The organism is Erwinia aeris (assembly GCF_041224955.1).
Classification (GTDB): domain Bacteria; phylum Pseudomonadota; class Gammaproteobacteria; order Enterobacterales; family Enterobacteriaceae; genus Erwinia; species Erwinia aeris.
Map to the genome: position 1 here is coordinate 174,396 of NZ_JBGFFX010000001.1, position 16,232 is coordinate 190,627.

Genomic DNA, 16,232 nt, shown 5'->3' on the forward strand with positions numbered 1-16,232 from the left:
CCATTTTATAACCGCAAGGAATAATCACCAATCACCAGTAGTGTTGACTATTCCATTACTATTGGTGATAATAGGTTCTGTTTTAAAGGAGACAATCATGGAAAAACTGCCGTTGTCAGTATTCGTCTCCCGGAACGGGCAAGAGAAGGCCGCTGAGATTTTCAATGTACGTCAAAGCGCCATCAGTAAAGCTCTTTCATCAGGGAGAAATATCACGGTCACCATCTTTGAAAATGGACAGGTGATTGCCGAGGAACTTAAGCCATTCCCCAGTAGCAAACGTGATATTCAGGCCGCTTAAGTAGTACTGCTCTTTAAACAATCTGGCTGCGGGTGTTTCACCCCAAACAACAACGTGAAGGCATACGGCCTTCCCACGTAACTAACTAATCAACACGGACATTATCCAAGATGGAAATCACAAGTACCCGCAAGAAAGCCAACGCAATTACAAGCAACATCCTCAACCGTATAGCGATGAGAGGACAGCGTAACGTAGCGTCTGAGCTGGGTATCAACGAATCGCAGATCACGCGATGGAAGGACAGTTTTATCCCGAAAATGAGCATGCTTCTGGCTGTTCTGGAATGGGGCGTAGAGGACGAGGAACTTGCGAGCCTGGCTAAACAGGTGGCGCTGCTTCTGATAAAAGAAAAAGCCCCGAGCTGCGCTAACAGCTTCGAGGCCTGATGCGAAAAGACTGGATCAATTCACAGGAGTAATTATGAGTTCTTTATCACTGCTTTACAAGGCAAAAGACAAAAACGGCACTGAAACGACCGTTAAAAAAACGTTTCTGGTGCCGCTGAGCGAGCTGTATGTCGAGCCGGGCTATAACGTGCGCGAAATCGACCAGGAGCATGCTGCTGAATTTCGCGATGCGTTTATCGCTGGCGAGTTTGTTCCGCCGCTGGCGGTGCAGGTAACGGAACAAGGCGTAAAGATTATCGACGGCCATCACCGTTACTACGGTGCTATCGCGGCCACTGAATCCGGTACCGAAATCCCCCGGCTAGAGTGCAAGGACTTCGTGGGTACTGAGGCCGATCGCATTGCGTTCATGGTAACCAGCTCACAGGGTAAGGCGCTGGCACCGCTGGAACGCGCAGCGGCATACCAACGCCTCAGTAATCAGGGTTGGGAAGTGGCTGAGATAGCGAAGAAGGTAAAGCGCTCGGTGGCTGACGTGAATTATCACCTGCAATTACTGGAATGCGGCGACGGCCTGATCGCGATGGTTAAGTCCGGCGAGGTGGCACCGACAACGGCGGTTGCTCTTTCTCAGCAGCATGGCGCCGCCGCGGAATCGGTAGCGCTGGCGCAGATGGACAAAGCCCGCGCCGCCGGGAAAAAGAAGCTCACGAAAAGCGACGCAATGCCGCAATTCAGCGCTAAGAAAGCGCGGCGGCTGGTTGAGCTGCTGGTGGATGCGCAGCACGCGCGCTATGGCGATTTCGACCATCTAATCCTCTCGCATGGCACAGCAAACGAAATTCAGCGCATCCTGGCTGCATACTGCGCCGGGATTGCCCTATCAACACAGTAAGGCCGCCACCATGAGCATGAATTTAATGGCTAAAGCCATGAGCATCACTGTTGGCAATCCATTGAGAAAGCTGGTGCTGATTAAGCTGGCTGACAATGCCAACGATAAAGGCGAGTGCTGGCCTTCATACCAGCATATTGCTGACCAGTGTGAAATTAGTAAGCGCTCGGTAATGCGCCATATTGATGATCTCTGCGAGTTTGGATTCCTGCGAAAAGAGTATCGGCCTGGGCCGAAAGGTAACTCCAGCAACATCTACCATCTGAGTTTAGATGGTGACAGAGAGTCACCACGGGTAGTGACAGAGAGTCACCCCCCTGGTGACAGAGAGTCACCACCCCCTGGTGACACAGTGTCACCCAGAACCAGTCACTCTTTTGAACCAGTAAAAGAACCTATAACCCCTAAATCCCCTAAAGGGGAATCGAAAGGTTTTAACCCCCTTGAAGTAACGATCCCTGAATGGCTAAACGAACAAGCCTGGAGGGAATGGGTTCAGTACCGCAGCCAGTCGAAGAAGCCCATCAAAACGGCACTGACGGTCAGCAAGGCTTTCAACCTGCTGAAAGAGTGTTTTGAGGAAGGCCACGACCCGGCAGAAGTAATCAACACCAGTATCGCAAACGGCTATCAGGGCCTGTTTAAGCCGAAGTATCAACCCAGCAAACATCAGCAAGCCAATCCGCAAACCCCACACTGGAACAGCCGTGAAGGCTGGGAGGATTTCATATGAACCTGCAACTGGTAGAGGCGATTAACAATCGCGACGCGTCCGCTATGGCCCGTATGGCTGGCGGAAGTTACCAACCTGAGAAAATCATCAGCAGCGAAGCTGAACAGCTGGTTGACTCGCTGTTTCGCCAGCTGAAGCAAATTTTTCCGGCAGCGGTCAGCACCAGCCTGCGCAGCGAAGCGGAAGAGAAAACCACTAAGAGACAGTGGATCGCTGCCTTCGCCGAAAACGGCATCAAAACCCGTGACCAGCTGGCGGCAGGCGTGCGGCACGCCAGGGCGAGCAACTCCGACTTCTGGCCGTCGCCTGGCAAATTCATCAGCTGGTGCAAAGACAGTTCGGTAATCCTCGGCGTGACCGTGGAAGAGGTCATGCAGGAGTTCCACCGCTACAGCCGTGATAAGGGATTGTACACTGGCGGCGCGGAGCGCTTCCCATGGTCGAAACCCGTCATGTACTGGATTGTCTGCGATACCCGCCGCGCCATGTACCAGCGCCAGCTGAGCGAGGCTGAAGTTGAAAAGTACGCAGCGAAGCAGCTGGACGAATGGTCGAAAAAAGTCGCTGCCGGCCAAAGCATTCCCGATCCGGTAGTCAGCCTGGAAGTTAAGCGCGACGTGATGCCGGTAAACGACCAGCCCACTGGCGACGATTTGAAAATGCGATGGATGCCAGACGCCCGCGTCCTGGGTTCGGTAACTCCGGCGCAGTGGCTTTATTCAGAATGCCAGCGCCGCAAGTCGGTAGGGTTGGTGTGAAATGACACAGCAATTTGAGAAGCAGGGCAAGCCAAAGAAAGGGGGCGGGTTTTGAAAATTTACAGCGTAAGAGCTTAGTTATTTTCCTGCGCACTTAAGTTTAATTTGACATAAGTAGCGTTATTTTCTTTATCTAACATAATGAATATTCTTTCGTAAAAATACTGGCTTCCCAAATGGGTGAGGGTGTCATGGACGGTAGGTTTATAGCGGTAATTGCTCTTGAGGGAAAAGCTCTTGAATGGGCAGTCTTAAAATCTATTGGTGGCCAATGGCCCGCCAATCTAAACGGGCGCTGGGATAAGGCAGGGTTCTTGATAGGTAACCTGCATATTTTCATCAGCGGAGGCGGCCAGAAGGGGACATTTGTGGCTTTTATCGACGAACGCACACCGTCAACAGGGCATGACTTACCTGAAGCCGTTTTCAGAGCCGTTGTTCAGTCAGTGATGGGTAATCTGGTGCTTATACCCGGATCGGTGTTTGAGGACGATTCAAACCAAAATTTATCAGGAGAAACTTATGACAGCTGAAATTATGCCAATTAAGTCCCGAACGGATCATCTATCTGAAGTAAGCGCAGGTCTGGCTCTTTTAAAAATGTTCCATAAAACCGGCGGCCACAACCATCAAACTATCGAGCTGATTATGGCGAAGATGGAAGATGACCTGGCTAAGGTGCAGGAGACCATCAACCGGAGGTGAAGCGTGCAGGATTTTTGTTTGCACAAATCCACCCTGGGCCAATTCACCAAACAGCTTTTCGACCTCGTATCTTCCGGCAAACGCTGGCGCATCAAAATCACAGAATGGCGTGATCAACGCAGCATCCCTCAGAACTCCTTACAGCACATGTGGTACGCAGAGCTAAGCGCTTATCTCATCAGGCGCGGCAAGCCCTTTGCGTCCCCGGCATGGGTCAAGGATGCGATGAAGCACACCTATCTGGGTTACGAAGAGCGCGTGATGGTCGACGTGGTAACTGGTGGACGAACTCAGGTACAGACGCTAAGGCACACAGCAGACCTCGACACAGGCGACATGCACCACTACCTCACACAGGTGGAAGCATGGGCGCTGAATGTGGGGTGCAGGCTGACGGTTCCGGCTGATAGCGAATACAATCAACTCAGAAAAAGACAGGTCGCATGATGAAGGCAACCGCTAATAAGCCAAAGCGACGGCGCTGTAAAATATGCCGTGAATGGTTCCACTACCAGGATTTCCGAACGTGGTGGTGTTGCCCTGAACATGGAGCGCGATTCGCTCTTCAGAAAAGGGAGGCAGACCGAGAGAAAAAAAGAAAAGACGAAGCGCAGCAGGAAAGACGAAGCATTAAAATCCGCAAGTTAGCAGTACAACCCCTCAGTTACTTCCATAAGCAAGCCCAGACAGCCTTTAACGAATTCATCCGCACCCGAGACGCCGGGCAGCCCTGTATCAGTTGCGATCGCAACACAGGCGCGAAGATGAATGCCGGTCACTACCGCACGGTAGGCGCCAGTAAAGAAACCCGTTACGACGAAAGAAACTGCCACCTCCAGTGCGAGCACTGCAACTCGTATCTCTCCGGCAATATTGGTGAATACAAGCCAAGGCTCATAGCGAAGATTGGGCAGGCTGCTTTCGATCGCCTTATGGAGCCGCATGAGCTGAAGAAGTGGACACGGGAAGAATTGCAGGAGCTGGCGAAACATTACCGGCAGAAAACCAGAGAGCTGATTAAACAAAGAGAGGCAGCAGCATGAATAGTGACGCCTTAGCGCAACTCGCCCAGGTAATGCGCAAATCCGATCTGAAGAAGCGATACCTCAAACCGGTAAAGCTTATTACGCCACTGCAATCCGCCTGGGTGCGTTGCCTGCTGGATGTGTGGGGAGAGAAGTACGGCGGCAGCGTTGGGCCAGACAGCGGAAAAACCAGCGTCATCGGCCGCCTGATGGTTCGCAAAGAGTGGAACGACCGGGAGTCAGCCCGGATTATGGAAGTGGTCGATAACCTGCATAAGCAGGGCTACAAGGGCAATGATCTGTTTCTGAAGGCCCAGCAGATTATCAATCCACAGAGCTCAGTCAGCAATCTTCTCGACCGCGCCAACGAACAGGAAGATGCCGACCTCGTGGAATCCATTATCGCCCGGATATTCGCGCCAGATAATCCGATCCGGCATGTGGCTATTAAGCACTACTGCGAGCGCAAATGCTCGCAAGATATTGCGAAAGAGCTATCGCGGCTGACTGGTATACACGTTGAATCCAGCAGGAAGCGTATCAGGTGGTGCCGTGAATTGCTTGAGGCATCCGTATATCACTCGATAATGCAGGAAATGAATGGGAAAAATCACAAAATTGCAGCTTAAATGCAAAATATTGCAAAAATAACTTGAAAACGAGACGTGGGCCTGGTACTTTTCTGATATGCTCGTGACACAAGTAGTTGAGCAACAGAATTAAAGAAAGCCCCGGCCTAACCGCTGGGGCTTTTTGCCATTAAATAAAGAATAAGTGAGCACATTGGTGGTTGTTAGTTGTATTATAAGGAATATTTTCTTTGTGATTTAAAGGTCGAAGATGAACCGTTCGTTATTAATCTCTATTACTTCCGCTGTTATGATGGTTTCCTCCTGTAGCTCTCATTCTTCTGAACAAACCCATAATCAAGGCAGTCAGCAGTCTCATGATTCTGCCGTTACTCAAGATGGTCGATTGTCCATGACACTGGCAAAAGAGTCTTTGATATATTCATTAGATAAAGGGGCGATCAGCAGATGTTTGCAAGTCAGCGAGAGGGGGCCAGAGGTAAATTCTCAGGGGGTGCAGCAGATGGTGAGATTATTCTCATGTGATAATGGTAATTATCTCGCAATGAATATTTTTAAAACCGACTATCCTACACAGGTTCATCTTTTCGATAGTAACCAGAAGCCAATTTACAGCAACATTATCATTGATACTTACTGATCCGCATTTATTAGGCGTTACAATGAATTTTGAGGCTGCCTCCGGGTGGCTTTTTTAATGCCAAAAATCTGCACAATGGCAAGGGCATTGATATTGGCGGCGACTAGCCTCTAACCGTTTGGCGACGCAATACTCTTGGCCGTTGTGGTGAATGCGCAGGCTGATGGGCCGCAACTACAGTAGTGCGCGCTTTGCGGGGCTTGCTACAACCCTGAGTCGGATTTCAGCGCCGACCACCACACACCAAATTGAACTACTGCAAATTCTTCAGTAGTTGAAAAATGAACAAACCAAGGTCTCTACAGAACAGCCTTTTCTTTTTTGCGCCCCCGAATCACTGAAGCTTTCCCCTGAGAAACTGCCGGGATGGCGCACCTTATTATTTATCAACAGCAAGCCGCCATCATCCCGGTGGCGGGATAACAGCATGTCTTCACAAGATCCGGGCTTTTGGGCCAACGTCTTAATCTGGCTCTACAGCCACAAAACAGAATGGGGATATGCCGGAGTAGCGGGCATGTTTTCACTATTACGCAGTGCATACGCAAAAAGCCCCTGGAGTAAACGCATTCTGGACGCCGTTTCGTGCAGCGCACTGGCATTTTTCGCCGCGCCCACGCTTCAGGTAATCGGCGCATTACTCAACTGGAACGTACCGGACGCGGCCGCGCAGGTGTTCGCGATCTATATCGGCTATGTCGGCAACGACTACATCAGCGCCAGGCTTCACAGCTGGATAGCTACGAAGACGGGAGGCACGAGTGAAAATCAGCAATAACGGCATTGCCTTTATCAAACGTGAAGAGGGCGAAAGGCTGCTGGCCTATCTTGATTCGGTTGGCGTCTGGACTATTGGCGTCGGGCACACCGGCACGGTGGATGGTAAGCCGATCGCAAAAGGGATGACCATCACGCCCGCTCAGTCCACCAGCCTGCTGTTAAGCGATCTGGCCTGGGCAGAGTCAGCCATTAACGGCAATGTGAAAGTGCCGCTGACGCAGAACCAGTACGACGCATTGTGTAGCTTCGTTTTCAACGTTGGCCGGACAGCCTTCGTTAATTCCACGCTGCTGAAAAAGCTTAACGCGAAAGACTATGCGGGCGCCGCTGAACAGCTTTTGCAGTGGAAGCGTGCCGGTACAATCGCGGATCTGCTTCTGCCGCGCCGCAAGCGAGAAAAGGAGCTGTTCAACACATGAACATCATCGGATTTTTCAGGAACTACTCGCACCTCATCGTCATCGGCCTTATCTGCGTCTGCCTGTGGGGGCTGAATGCCCGCAACTCCCAGCTGACGGCCACCAATGACCGACTAGAGAAGCTGGCAAACAGCAAAGACGATCAGATTACCGACCTGCGTTCTAAAAACGATGGCCTCGCATCTTCAGTAAATGACCTGGTCACAGCAGTGAATCAACAAAACGCCGTCATGTCTCAGGCTATCGAGCAACGGGCAGAAACAGCACAGCAAAACAGGAAGCTTCAGAGTGAAATTAAACGTTACCTTGCGGCGGACAAGTGCGCTGTTGCTCCTGTTCCCGCTGGCGCTGCTGACCGGCTGCGCGACGCAGCAAAAACCGCTGGTGGAGTACCGGACAATCAGCCAGCCAAGCCTTCCGCTTCCCGCTGAGTTGACCAGCCAGATTGATGTGCCGCCGGTGCCGGAAAATATGACGTTCGGCCAGGCGGTAGAGCTGTCCGCAGAGCTGTACGGATTGCTGGGGCAGGCCAATATTGACCGGGCGGCCATTCGACAGATCGAATCTTCCCGCTAAACCAGAAGTCCATATCACAAGAGCCTCGCCATAGTACGGGGCTTTTTTATATGCATTTCACCGCGCCATGCCCGGCGCATTAACCACACAGAGCCTTTCAGGGATCAGCTTCGGAGATAACCGTTATAAGCGGCGGCTTCTCTGTGGACGGTTATCTGGGCAACGAGGCTTATTCACTAAAAGGTAAGACGCATTGAAAAACTTTGTCGAAAGAACATCAAGAATAGGGCGGCTTTATTCAGAGTTCCTCCGCACTAAAAGCGGAGAAATGGAAGTGCTGTCTGAGATTGAAAAACTATCAGAAGAGTTAAGAGAGTCCGGGTGCGTTAACGCGGGGTTCTTTGATGCTCTGCTTCGCCAGGGGTTCATGTTTGACCTCATGGCAGCAAATAAAGAAAGGGCGACAGGGGCTCCTCATGTTTACGTTCTTCATGCAAAAGATAGTGGGCTTACAAAAATAGGCTTCAGCACAAGAGTTGAGAAGCGCGTGTCTGAATTATCAAACATGAGCGGAGCGAGACTCCAACTGATAGCCAAGATACTGGCCAACAGATGCTTGGAAACTGAGCTTCACCAAAAGTATGACAGCTTCAGGGCGCATGGTGAGTGGTTCAGCTTAAGGGATGACCAAATTGCTGAGTTGGCATCTTATCCCGGTAATTTGTTGGTGAGTCGGTAACCATCACAAGGCGCATTTACGAGTGGCCTGATGATGATTAATTTTGCTTCACTAAGAACATTCTTAACGCTAATGTGTAGCCTTCATTATGAAAGGAGGTTGTGATGTTAGAAGATTACTTCAGCAAAAATACCCCAGTTGGTGTTACGCAAGAGCAGAAACAGCGGCTTCTTGCTGTTCAGGCTGCTTTAGAATTGGCTAAGGCATCTGCTGGTGCAAGCGGAGCAAACACCAGGACCGATAAAGTTGAAGAAGACTTGAAGCATGCAGCAGAAAAAATTGAAACACTTGCAGATGCAATTCAAAAAGCACTGAGTAAGTAGCAACTGCATCTTATTGAATAAGCCGCCTACGGGCGGTTTTTTATTGGGGTGAATAAGACGCTTATGAAGGTGGAACTCGGGGATACTTGCGCCTGATTATGTAATCAAACTGGGCTCTGTACCAGAGCCGATTGAATAAGGTCCCAGCGGTCTAGGTACTGCTCATCCTCACCTTTAGCTATTTTGAAAAGCGGCGCACTATGGTGCCAAGTGGAATTGTTTGCAACGGTTAAGCTTGGGACGATAAAAATCTCAGGAACATTATTGTTGTTAATGTCTTCAGACATGTTACAGAACACATAAAAGAAATCAGGTGATACGGCTGGAATATGCTTGCCTACCATCCATTGGCGTGGGGCACTTCTGGCCCACGATCCTTTAACCTGAATACTGATGCTTTTTGAACCATCAATGGTAGCAATGATATCGACAGCACTTGAACCGCTTGTAGTTAAAGCGGCACTGATACCCAGTCGGGATAGCATATAAGCAACGTAATACTCTCCGGCATCACCTGCGTTTTTGGCAGACCTTTTAATCATTTCAGGCATATCATCCCTTGGAAAAGTAAATGGCACTCACCGGCAAACAAGAAATGTTTTGTCGCGAGTACCTCATCGATTTGAACGCCACGCAAGCGGCCATTCGGGCGGGGTACAGCGAGAAAACCGCACCGACTATCGCATGCGAAAACCTTATAAAACCTAATGTGCAAGAGCGAATTGCGCAACTAAAAGCTGAACGTAATGAGCAGGTAAGTATTGACGCAGCATACGTGCTCCGTCGGCTGGTGGAAATTGACCAAATGGATGTGCTCGACATCCTGAAAGACGACGGTGGCATTAAGGCTATCAGCGAGTGGCCCAAAGTCTGGCGTACAACCCTTAGCGGTTTCGACATCAATACGAGCATCACTAACTTCGATGAAACCACAATCGAAAATATGCTCAAAAAGATTAAATGGCCGGACAAGGTGAAGAATCTCGAATTGCTCGGTAAGCACATTAGCGTTCAGGCATTCAAAGAGCAGATAGACCAGAAAGTAACCGCAACTCACAACATCATGCCAGTACCATCATGTAGCAGTGCTGAAGAGTGGGAGGCGGCCGCACAGCAACAGCAGAGCGAGGTATTAGGCAAATGAGCTATAACGTAGTTTGGAAGCCTTTGCCCGGATCACAATCTCTGGCAATGAGTTGCCCATGCGATGAAATCCTGTTTGAGGGGACTCGCGGACCCGGCAAGACGGCAGCACAACTTGCTCGCTTTCGCCGCCTGGTTGGATTGGGATACGGCACTTTCTGGCGCGGCATCATCTTCGACACAGAATACAAAAACCTTGCCGACATCATCACTCAGTCAAAGCGTATGTATCGCCTTTTCGGTGATGGAGCCAGATTTCTGAACTCAGCTTCGGAGTTGCGATGGGTATGGCCTACGGGAGAAGAGCTTCTTTTCCGCTTCGGCAAGGAGGCTGACGACTACTGGGATTATCACGGCCAGGAATTCCCGTTCATCGGCTTTAACGAGCTGACAAAGCAACCTAATGCTGACTTTTACGAATCAATGTTCTCTTGTCGCCGATCGTCATTCAGGCCGCAGGATTACCCGCGTGAAGATGGCACATTATTGCCAAACATCCCGCTTGAAACATTCAACACAACTAACCCATTTGGCATTGGCCATACATGGGTTAAGAAGCGCTTTATTGCTCCTGCACCGCGTGGAAGCATTATCCGTGAAAAGCAGATGGTGCCTAACCCGCAGACACAGCAGGAAGAAGAGATAACTCTGACGCGCGTGGCGATACACGGATCATTCAAAGAGAACCCTTACCTCGACCCCGTATATATCGCGACCCTGATGAGCATTAAAGACCCGAATAAGCGCAAAGCATGGGTTGAAGGCTCATGGGATGTAACCAGCGGGGGTCGTTTTGACCACCTGTGGAACGAGTCACTTCACGTCATTAAGCCATTCACCATTCCTGACACATGGACTGTTGACCGGTCACATGACTGGGGTGAGTCGAAACCTTTTTCCAACCTGTGGTGGGCGCAATCTGATGGCACAGAGGCAATGCTATCTGATGGTGGAAAGTTCTGCCCGCCCGCTGGCTCACTGGTTCTTATTGGTGAGTGGTACGGCTGCCCGCCTGACGAGCTTAATAAAGGCCTGAACATGTCATCCACTAACGTCGCTAAAGGCGTTGCATGGGTCGATAAACGCCTCAAGGGGGAAGAGTGTGACGAGCCGGACGAAACGAAGCAGCAAGGGCAGATGCATATCATGCCCGGCATTTGCAAAGAGGTAATTCCGGGGCCTGCTGACAGCGCCATTTACAACACGGCTGACAACGAGTTATCCATCGGCCAGAAGATGGAGAAGCAGGGCGTGAAGTGGGTGGAATCAAACAAAAAGCCAGGCTCCCGTATTAATGGTGCATCACTTTTTGCCGACATGCTCGAAGCGGTAATCGAAGGCAAAACGACAGAAAGCGGCATGCCTGAAAAACCCGCCTTCTACGTGTTCGACTACTGCCGTGGCTGGATAAGCCGTGTCCCTGTGCTGGTGCGTGACGATAAAAAGCCTGATGACGTGGATACCACTCAGGAAGACCATGACTGGGACGCCACCCGATACCGCGTACTGCATTCGCCGAAGAAAACAGGCGCAATCTTCTTCTAAGGAGCACCAGTGAGTGAATTAACAACCGAGGCACAATTCCTCGTTAACGCCCTTACTGATGCTATAGGGCGCCAGCGCATGCTGTACGCAGGCATGAATGGCAATACCAAGAGAACAAAGTTGTGGGATGAGTTTGGTTATCCTGAGCAACTAACCTTTGATAACTTTCACCGGCAATACCGCAGGGGGTCAACTGGCTTTGCAGCCGTGCATAAGCTCCTTGATTCATGCTGGACCGATAATCCAACCATCATTGATGGCGACGAATACCGCGAATCAACCAACACAACAGCTTGGGAGAAGGCAGTCACCAAGCTGATGAAAAAGCACTGGGCGAAGATTAAAGATGCCGATCGCCGCAATATGGTTGGCCGGTACTCTGCTCTGCTGATTCAGGTCAGGGATAACCGGGACTGGAGTGAGCCGGTAGATATCGCGATCGTTAAGCGCCTTGGCTCGAAAGCTCTGGTGAAGCTAATCCCGGCATGGGAAGCGCAGATTACGCCCGGCAATACGGACGTGGACACACATTCGGAAACCTACGGCCAGCCGGTCAGCTATCACTTTAACGAGCAGCCGGTTGGTGATGATAAAACAACGGGCAGCCCGCGCGCGGTTCAGGTGCATCCCGATCGCATCATCCTGCTATGCGAGGGCTCTGAGGACGAGAACATCCTATCCGGCATTCCCCTTCTTGAAGCCGGCTATAACGACCTGTTGGACATCGAGAAGACGAAGGGCGGCAGCGCTGAAGGTTTCCTGAAGAATGCCAGCCGTCAGCTTGCTACAGAATTCGATGCTCAAACCGATATGGCTGCCATTGCCAAATCTGCAAAAGAGGCCGGATATGCAACGCTTGGCGACGCAATGAATGACAAGGTTCGCAAACTTAATAGCGGTACCGATTCGGCGTTAGTAACACAATCAGGTAAAACTTCAGTGCTCTCCGTTGCAGCAGCTGACCCAACACCGAGTTGGACCGTATCGGCTAACCAGTTCTGCGCAACGATTCAGTGCCCGTTCAACATCCTCTTTGGCAAGCAGACGGGCAACCTTGCTTCTGAAGAAGACAAGACAGCATGGGCTACGCGTTGCAATGGCCGCCGCTGGGGATTCATGACTGACCTGGTGACTCGAGTTATCGAGCGCTTCTGGACGATCGGCATCATCGACCCACCATCAACCGGCGAGGTCACACTGGCATGGTCTGATCTGCTTGCGCCAAGTGAGAAAGAGAAGATCGCCAACATGCAGGCCCTGGCTGAAGTTGCCCAGAAGACGCAGCAGGCATTCGGCACATCGGCAGTTGAGGTGAATGAGATTCGCGCTGCTGGTGAGCTAGAGCCAATTAAAGAAACAGCAACACCCGACCCTGAAGCCAAACAAACCGATAAGGACCCGCTGACAGATGACGATGACAGCGAAAACCCGAATCGGGACGCCAATAGTACCCCGCAACAAAGCTGACCCTACCCAATCCGCTCGACCTGTTAACCGGATGTTCCGTGACATCGAGAATCGCTACTACCAGATTAAGGTGGCGCTGAAGAGGCTATTCGATGAGCGATTAATCGGGCAGGAGAGGGCTAGCAACACGCAGAGCTATGCGGTGCATGGCGACGTGATTTATCAGGTGAATGCTGGCACGTATATCTACGACATGTCGGCACCTCAACTGGCTGACCTGCTGCAGCGTGTTCAGCTAATCCTTGATGATTATCTGCTGGAAGGCGGCAGCAACAACTTATGGGCGTTGCAGTACGTCGCTGCAGAGTATGAGCGAGGCACTCAGCAGGCTTTCACCAACCTGTCGGTGCAGTCGCCCATCTATGAGCAGCAGACGACGCTTCATCAGCTGCTCAGTTCGGCTGCATACCAGAATCAGGTTGCAGCAGCGTACGTATCGACGTACAGCGACTGGCTGCTTGAGTCTGACCGGGCACGTGGTGACCTGGCTAATGTGATAGCAGATTCGATAGGTCGCGGAATCAACCCAAAAGAAACGGCGCGCATCATCAGCCAGAGGCTCGACGTCTCAATGGCCCGAGCCAAGAACATGGCGCAGACAGAGCAGGTCGGAGCTTTGCGTGAGGCTCAGTGGCAGGAAACGGATTGGGCAAAAGAAAGGTTGGGGCTAAACACAGCCTTGCTGCATCTGTCTGCGTTGAAACCTACCACACGAACCAATCATGCTTTCTGGCATGGAAAGACGCGCACGGTTGAAGAGGTTCGCGAATGGTATAGCCGCGATGGCAACCGCTATCACTGCTACTGCAACCAGATTCCGTGTATTTTGGATGAGCATGGGAAGTTGGTTAACGAAGGGCTGATTGAAAGACTAGCGCAGGAAAGAAAAGGATGGCAGGATTAGCATTAATACACACATTAAATAAACTGCTAAAACTCAAGCATTTAAGGTAAGAAAATGAAAGTTAGGCCAACCCTGACCGTTAAAATAAAATTGCTGGTATGTATTATGCTTTTCACCACGTCTGTTATAGCTGACAGTACAGACGTAATGCGAGCTCAATTTGAATTAGGCCATGCTATGACCAAATTGGGGTTGCTGACAAATTCTTTTACTGACAAAGGTATGGAATCTCCCAACACAGCAGGTGCATTGGCAGCAAGTGATATGACAGCTTCTTTAGATAAATTTATAGCTAGTGCGTTGCAGAAAAATGCAACTTGCGATCATATTCAAGAAATCGCTGACAAAAAAATCGCAGGCCTATATGAAAATGAAAAAGAAGACTTTGGCCTAGCAGCAAAAAAAGCGGTTGGAGAAGTAAAGGCGGCGACCAGAAATTATGTGTCCGTTCAATGTATAAATCTGACTGAATAAATCTACTTTCAAAATTTGTACATAAGCAACCTGCTCCGGCAGGTTTTTTATTACCTTGAATCCACCAATGAGGACGCAACGTGAAGCTATCCAGCATCCACGTTAAATCCCTCGCCATCAATGCTGCAAACATCTCAACCGAAACCATCGACGGTGACGAGCATATCGTCATTCGTGGCGTTGTGCCTGTCGTGGATGACGTTGTCATGAATGGCGGCCTGTACCCGGCGGCGGAGATTAACAAAAGCTTTATGAGCATTGAGGGCAACCCAATGCCATTGCAGCACCCGAAGATCGGGAATGAGTATGTCAGCGCCAGCAACCCACGCGCGGTTAACAAGTTCCATGTTGGGGCATGGGCTGAGAATGTCCGCAAAGATGGCGACCGTGTCGTCATGGATATGAAGATCAACAAGCGATACGCCTCTGCCACGGAAAACGGCAAGCGCGTGCTGGCACGCATTGAAGAGATGCAGGCTAACTTAGCCGCCGAGCCAATCCATGTCTCTACCGGCCTGCTGTTAAGCCGGGAGCAGAACAAAGGCAAGTCGAAAGGGAAGAGCTACTCATGGGTGGCGCGCAACATGCGGTTTGACCATGTTGCGATCCTGCTGGATGAGCCCGGCGCGGCCACTCCAGATGACGGCGTTGGCATCTTCGTAAATGCGGACAACTCAACGCAAGAGGTTGAAACAGAAACCGCTGATTTGGCCTCTGCAGCTGACTGTACGAAAGAAGGCCTGCTCAATAAAACAAAGTTCTATTTCACCAACGCCTCCAATTTCTCATTTGACGACATCCAGCGCGCAATCAGCGACAAGCTGAGAGAAGGGCGCACGGATGATAAATGGCTCTGGCCGGAGACGGTGTGGCCTGATGCATTCATATACCAGGATGACTCGCGTCATTTCAAACAGAAGTACCTGATCAACGATGACGGCACCGCTGAATTCGTCGGAGATCGCCAAGAAGTCGTGCGCAAACCTACTGAGTACGAAATTAAAACCAACGGAGAAGATAATCCGATGAAAGACATGATTGTAAACGCGCTTAAAGCCGCTGGTAAGCCGACTGAAGGCAAGACCGACGCTGAGCTGATGGATGCCTATAACCAGATGGCTGCTGATGACGCTAAAGCGAAAGCCGAAGCCGATGAAAAGGCCAAGAAAGAGAAAGAAGAAACTGACAAGAAAGCCAAAGAAACAGCAACGAACAGTGAGGTGGCACCAGCATGGTTCAAGCCATTTGCCGACAAACTGATCACCATTGAAAGCGGGATGGCAGTTAACGCCGACAAAGAAAAGGGCGAAAAGCGCAATGCCGTGAAAGCGAAGTTTGGCCTGGACGATCTGGCCGTCAATGCTCTCGATGGTGCAGCGCTGGATGGCCTGTACGCACAGTGCCAGACCTCTACCGGCCTGAATGGTTCTTTCCGCCAGGTCAACTCTAATCAGTCAGTCAGCGAAATGCCGGAGTAAATAATGGCTAAAGACGGAAAGCATGTCATTCACGCGGGCGGTATCTTCCATAACCCGCAACTGCATCGCGAAGGCGCCGTGGCTGCAGCCACACAGCCAGGCACTATCGGCTACTTCGACGACACCACCAAGAAATTCACAGCGTCCGTGGATGGTAATGAGGATGCGATTCTGTATGTCGCGAACTATGACTACCTGCGCTGCAAAACAGTCGATGACACGATCGCCGCTGGCGACTGGGTTGTTGCATTCCACCCGACTGAAGGCGTTTTCTTTAACGTTCCTGCGGAGACCGGCACGTATACCAAAGGCCAGCCGCTGGCGATCGCTAACGGTCGCGTTAAAGCGAAAGCCACAGGCGAATCTACGCGCTGCTTTGTTGAAGAAGACAACGCATACACCATTGCGACAGCAGGCGAACTCCTGCGTATTGTCATTAAGTAAGGA

General features: G+C 50.8%; 25 protein-coding genes. 24 read left to right on the forward strand and 1 reads right to left on the reverse strand.

What is annotated here, in order from left to right; translation table 11 throughout:
• Positions 1-97 precede the first annotated feature (97 nt).
• The 17 genes from AB6T85_RS00865 to AB6T85_RS00945 all read left to right on the forward strand — a co-directional run bounded on the left by AB6T85_RS00865 (position 98) and on the right by AB6T85_RS00945 (position 8,774).
• Positions 98-301, forward strand: coding sequence for a Cro/CI family transcriptional regulator (locus tag AB6T85_RS00865; RefSeq protein ID WP_369894598.1), 204 nt, complete (start codon positions 98-100; stop codon positions 299-301).
• 110 nt (positions 302-411) lie between these two features.
• Positions 412-690, forward strand: coding sequence for a CII family transcriptional regulator (locus tag AB6T85_RS00870; RefSeq protein WP_369894599.1), 279 nt, complete (start codon positions 412-414; stop codon positions 688-690).
• Positions 691-724: 34 nt separating this feature from the next.
• Positions 725-1,546, forward strand: coding sequence for a ParB/RepB/Spo0J family partition protein (locus tag AB6T85_RS00875; protein WP_369894600.1), 822 nt, complete (start codon positions 725-727; stop codon positions 1,544-1,546).
• Positions 1,547-1,556: 10 nt separating this feature from the next.
• Positions 1,557-2,279, forward strand: coding sequence for a helix-turn-helix domain-containing protein (locus tag AB6T85_RS00880; protein ID WP_369894601.1), 723 nt, complete (start codon positions 1,557-1,559; stop codon positions 2,277-2,279).
• Positions 2,276-3,037 (forward strand): replication protein P, encoded by a 762-nt coding sequence (locus AB6T85_RS00885; RefSeq protein ID WP_369894602.1) that lies wholly within the window; start codon positions 2,276-2,278, stop codon positions 3,035-3,037. Before AB6T85_RS00880 ends, AB6T85_RS00885 begins: the two co-directional genes overlap by 4 nt.
• Before the next feature lie 176 nt (positions 3,038-3,213).
• A complete protein-coding gene (locus AB6T85_RS00890; protein ID WP_253460928.1) occupies positions 3,214-3,570 on the forward strand; it encodes a hypothetical protein in 357 nt (118 codons plus the stop codon).
• Positions 3,560-3,742, forward strand: coding sequence for a hypothetical protein (locus tag AB6T85_RS00895; protein WP_253460930.1), 183 nt, complete (start codon positions 3,560-3,562; stop codon positions 3,740-3,742). Before AB6T85_RS00890 ends, AB6T85_RS00895 begins: the two co-directional genes overlap by 11 nt.
• An 18-nt stretch (positions 3,743-3,760) precedes the next feature.
• Positions 3,761-4,189, forward strand: coding sequence for a YbcN family protein (locus AB6T85_RS00900; RefSeq protein WP_369894603.1), 429 nt, complete (start codon positions 3,761-3,763; stop codon positions 4,187-4,189).
• Positions 4,186-4,785 (forward strand): recombination protein NinG, encoded by a 600-nt coding sequence (locus tag AB6T85_RS00905; RefSeq protein WP_369894604.1) that lies wholly within the window; start codon positions 4,186-4,188, stop codon positions 4,783-4,785. The genes AB6T85_RS00900 and AB6T85_RS00905 overlap by 4 nt, the downstream gene beginning before the upstream one ends.
• Complete coding sequence (locus AB6T85_RS00910) at positions 4,782-5,396, forward strand: hypothetical protein (protein WP_369894605.1); 615 nt, start codon at positions 4,782-4,784, stop codon at positions 5,394-5,396. Before AB6T85_RS00905 ends, AB6T85_RS00910 begins: the two co-directional genes overlap by 4 nt.
• 211 nt (positions 5,397-5,607) lie before the next feature.
• Positions 5,608-5,997 (forward strand): hypothetical protein, encoded by a 390-nt coding sequence (locus AB6T85_RS00915; RefSeq protein WP_369894606.1) that lies wholly within the window; start codon positions 5,608-5,610, stop codon positions 5,995-5,997.
• A 427-nt stretch (positions 5,998-6,424) separates the two neighbouring features.
• Positions 6,425-6,775 carry a phage holin, lambda family gene (locus tag AB6T85_RS00920; protein ID WP_369894607.1) on the forward strand — a complete coding sequence of 117 codons (351 nt, stop codon included), beginning with the start codon at positions 6,425-6,427 and terminating at the stop codon, positions 6,773-6,775.
• Complete coding sequence (locus AB6T85_RS00925; protein WP_369894608.1) at positions 6,759-7,196, forward strand: lysozyme; 438 nt, start codon at positions 6,759-6,761, stop codon at positions 7,194-7,196. The genes AB6T85_RS00920 and AB6T85_RS00925 overlap by 17 nt, the downstream gene beginning before the upstream one ends.
• Positions 7,193-7,627, forward strand: coding sequence for an Rz lytic protein (locus AB6T85_RS00930; protein ID WP_369894609.1), 435 nt, complete (start codon positions 7,193-7,195; stop codon positions 7,625-7,627). The genes AB6T85_RS00925 and AB6T85_RS00930 overlap by 4 nt, the downstream gene beginning before the upstream one ends.
• Positions 7,581-7,772, forward strand: coding sequence for a hypothetical protein (locus AB6T85_RS00935; protein ID WP_440135763.1), 192 nt, complete (start codon positions 7,581-7,583; stop codon positions 7,770-7,772). The genes AB6T85_RS00930 and AB6T85_RS00935 overlap by 47 nt, the downstream gene beginning before the upstream one ends.
• Positions 7,773-7,965: 193 nt before the next feature.
• Positions 7,966-8,451, forward strand: a complete 486-nt coding sequence (locus AB6T85_RS00940; protein WP_369894611.1) for a GIY-YIG nuclease family protein — start codon at positions 7,966-7,968, stop codon at positions 8,449-8,451.
• Positions 8,452-8,555: 104 nt separating this feature from the next.
• Complete coding sequence (locus AB6T85_RS00945) at positions 8,556-8,774, forward strand: hypothetical protein (protein ID WP_369894612.1); 219 nt, start codon at positions 8,556-8,558, stop codon at positions 8,772-8,774.
• Positions 8,775-8,878: 104 nt separating this feature from the next.
• Here the strand turns inward: AB6T85_RS00945 and AB6T85_RS00950 are convergent, their stop codons facing one another.
• Entirely contained in the window at positions 8,879-9,325 is a 447-nt protein-coding gene (locus AB6T85_RS00950) for a hypothetical protein (RefSeq protein WP_369894613.1), read from the reverse strand.
• 20 nt (positions 9,326-9,345) lie between these two features.
• Here AB6T85_RS00950 and AB6T85_RS00955 point away from each other — a divergent pair, with 20 nt between their 5' ends.
• The 7 genes from AB6T85_RS00955 to AB6T85_RS00985 all read left to right on the forward strand — a co-directional run bounded on the left by AB6T85_RS00955 (position 9,346) and on the right by AB6T85_RS00985 (position 16,229).
• Complete coding sequence (locus tag AB6T85_RS00955) at positions 9,346-9,918, forward strand: terminase small subunit (RefSeq protein WP_369894614.1); 573 nt, start codon at positions 9,346-9,348, stop codon at positions 9,916-9,918.
• Positions 9,915-11,462 carry a terminase large subunit domain-containing protein gene (locus AB6T85_RS00960; RefSeq protein ID WP_369894615.1) on the forward strand — a complete coding sequence of 516 codons (1,548 nt, stop codon included), beginning with the start codon at positions 9,915-9,917 and terminating at the stop codon, positions 11,460-11,462. Before AB6T85_RS00955 ends, AB6T85_RS00960 begins: the two co-directional genes overlap by 4 nt.
• Positions 11,463-11,471: 9 nt before the next feature.
• Positions 11,472-12,929, forward strand: coding sequence for a DUF1073 domain-containing protein (locus AB6T85_RS00965; RefSeq protein ID WP_369894616.1), 1,458 nt, complete (start codon positions 11,472-11,474; stop codon positions 12,927-12,929).
• A complete protein-coding gene (locus AB6T85_RS00970; protein WP_369894821.1) occupies positions 12,877-13,833 on the forward strand; it encodes a phage minor head protein in 957 nt (318 codons plus the stop codon). Before AB6T85_RS00965 ends, AB6T85_RS00970 begins: the two co-directional genes overlap by 53 nt.
• Positions 13,834-13,887: 54 nt before the next feature.
• Entirely contained in the window at positions 13,888-14,307 is a 420-nt protein-coding gene (locus AB6T85_RS00975; RefSeq protein WP_369894617.1) for a hypothetical protein, read from the forward strand.
• Between the two features lie 80 nt (positions 14,308-14,387).
• Positions 14,388-15,785 carry a DUF2213 domain-containing protein gene (locus AB6T85_RS00980; protein ID WP_369894618.1) on the forward strand — a complete coding sequence of 466 codons (1,398 nt, stop codon included), beginning with the start codon at positions 14,388-14,390 and terminating at the stop codon, positions 15,783-15,785.
• Between the two features lie 3 nt (positions 15,786-15,788).
• Complete coding sequence (locus AB6T85_RS00985; RefSeq protein WP_369894619.1) at positions 15,789-16,229, forward strand: hypothetical protein; 441 nt, start codon at positions 15,789-15,791, stop codon at positions 16,227-16,229.
• Positions 16,230-16,232: the final 3 nt, after the last annotated feature.

Excerpts from the sequence above, each read along its gene's own strand:
- AB6T85_RS00950 (WP_369894613.1), bottom strand. The coding sequence starts at position 9,325 with ATGCCTGAAATGATTAAAAGGTCTGCCAAAAACGCAGGTGATGCCGGA.
- AB6T85_RS00910 (WP_369894605.1), top strand. The coding sequence starts at position 4,782 with ATGAATAGTGACGCCTTAGCGCAACTCGCCCAGGTAATGCGCAAATCC.
- AB6T85_RS00870 (WP_369894599.1), top strand. The coding sequence starts at position 412 with ATGGAAATCACAAGTACCCGCAAGAAAGCCAACGCAATTACAAGCAAC.
- AB6T85_RS00890 (WP_253460928.1), top strand. The coding sequence starts at position 3,214 with ATGGGTGAGGGTGTCATGGACGGTAGGTTTATAGCGGTAATTGCTCTT.
- AB6T85_RS00930 (WP_369894609.1), top strand. The coding sequence starts at position 7,193 with ATGAACATCATCGGATTTTTCAGGAACTACTCGCACCTCATCGTCATC.
- AB6T85_RS00895 (WP_253460930.1), top strand. The coding sequence starts at position 3,560 with ATGACAGCTGAAATTATGCCAATTAAGTCCCGAACGGATCATCTATCT.
- AB6T85_RS00985 (WP_369894619.1), top strand. The coding sequence starts at position 15,789 with ATGGCTAAAGACGGAAAGCATGTCATTCACGCGGGCGGTATCTTCCAT.
- AB6T85_RS00955 (WP_369894614.1), top strand. The coding sequence starts at position 9,346 with ATGGCACTCACCGGCAAACAAGAAATGTTTTGTCGCGAGTACCTCATC.
- AB6T85_RS00945 (WP_369894612.1), top strand. The coding sequence starts at position 8,556 with ATGTTAGAAGATTACTTCAGCAAAAATACCCCAGTTGGTGTTACGCAA.
- AB6T85_RS00975 (WP_369894617.1), top strand. The coding sequence starts at position 13,888 with ATGAAAGTTAGGCCAACCCTGACCGTTAAAATAAAATTGCTGGTATGT.
- AB6T85_RS00915 (WP_369894606.1), top strand. The coding sequence starts at position 5,608 with ATGAACCGTTCGTTATTAATCTCTATTACTTCCGCTGTTATGATGGTT.
- AB6T85_RS00880 (WP_369894601.1), top strand. The coding sequence starts at position 1,557 with ATGAGCATGAATTTAATGGCTAAAGCCATGAGCATCACTGTTGGCAAT.
- AB6T85_RS00905 (WP_369894604.1), top strand. The coding sequence starts at position 4,186 with ATGATGAAGGCAACCGCTAATAAGCCAAAGCGACGGCGCTGTAAAATA.
- AB6T85_RS00875 (WP_369894600.1), top strand. The coding sequence starts at position 725 with ATGAGTTCTTTATCACTGCTTTACAAGGCAAAAGACAAAAACGGCACT.
- AB6T85_RS00960 (WP_369894615.1), top strand. The coding sequence starts at position 9,915 with ATGAGCTATAACGTAGTTTGGAAGCCTTTGCCCGGATCACAATCTCTG.
- AB6T85_RS00970 (WP_369894821.1), top strand. The coding sequence starts at position 12,877 with ATGACAGCGAAAACCCGAATCGGGACGCCAATAGTACCCCGCAACAAA.
- AB6T85_RS00920 (WP_369894607.1), top strand. The coding sequence starts at position 6,425 with ATGTCTTCACAAGATCCGGGCTTTTGGGCCAACGTCTTAATCTGGCTC.
- AB6T85_RS00865 (WP_369894598.1), top strand. The coding sequence starts at position 98 with ATGGAAAAACTGCCGTTGTCAGTATTCGTCTCCCGGAACGGGCAAGAG.
- AB6T85_RS00885 (WP_369894602.1), top strand. The coding sequence starts at position 2,276 with ATGAACCTGCAACTGGTAGAGGCGATTAACAATCGCGACGCGTCCGCT.